Raw genomic sequence first — 234 nt, 5'->3', positions numbered from 1 at the left:
TATCAAAATGATTCTCGATGGCATTTTTAGAGCTATGAGTAACAAGCACAATGTCTTTAATACCCGCGGCAACGCATTCATTAACAATATATTGAATGAGTGGTTTATCTACCAAAGGTAGCATTTCTTTTGGAATCGCTTTAGTCATTGGCAGCATACGCGTACCAAGGCCAGCAACAGGGATAACAGCTTTCATGGTTAGTCCTTTATTTAAAATATTTTATTTAATTCAAT

1 protein-coding gene is annotated in these 234 nt (G+C 35.5%); it reads right to left on the bottom strand.

Going from position 1 to position 234, the window contains the following annotated elements; all coding sequences use genetic code 11:
• On the bottom strand, nt 1–196 hold a 196-nt coding region (locus tag CWB85_RS21990; protein WP_171039073.1), incomplete at its 3' end, for a sugar phosphate nucleotidyltransferase.
• Nucleotides 197–234: the final 38 nt, after the last annotated feature.

It is taken from the genome of Pseudoalteromonas sp. S1727 (genome assembly GCF_005886375.1).
Taxonomy (GTDB): Bacteria; Pseudomonadota; Gammaproteobacteria; order Enterobacterales; family Alteromonadaceae; genus Pseudoalteromonas; species Pseudoalteromonas haloplanktis.
Note: the sequence above shows the minus strand (reverse complement) of the source record. Positions and strands in the feature narration are given on the sequence as shown.